The sequence below is a fragment of the Gilvimarinus sp. 1_MG-2023 genome, assembly GCF_030548285.1.
Genome location: NZ_JAUOSC010001401.1, coordinates 1 through 250, shown reverse-complemented (window position 1 = coordinate 250; position 250 = coordinate 1). Strand labels below are relative to the sequence as shown.

Genomic DNA, 250 nt, shown 5'->3' with positions numbered 1-250 from the left:
AGATTGCATTCGGGGTCATACATGATGGCCATGAAAATTACCGCTCTGGCTGCGATGCTGGCGGCTGGTGGTTGCGCCGGGCCACAGCGGTTTGAGCCGGAAGTCGTGGCATTACCTGATATGGCAGCCAATGCACAACAGACCAAGCAGGCCTTGCACGTCGGGCAATTACAACATCAGTGGTGGGCACAGTTAGGTTCACCGCAGCTGAACCGGCTGATGGCTGAAGCGCAACTGGATAATATCGATG

General features: G+C 55.6%; 1 protein-coding gene. It reads left to right on the top strand.

Going from position 1 to position 250, the window contains the following annotated elements; translation table 11 throughout:
* Nucleotides 1–21: 21 nt before the first annotated feature.
* On the top strand, nucleotides 22–250 hold a 229-nt coding region (locus tag Q4563_RS21435; RefSeq protein ID WP_303605961.1), incomplete at its 3' end, for a hypothetical protein.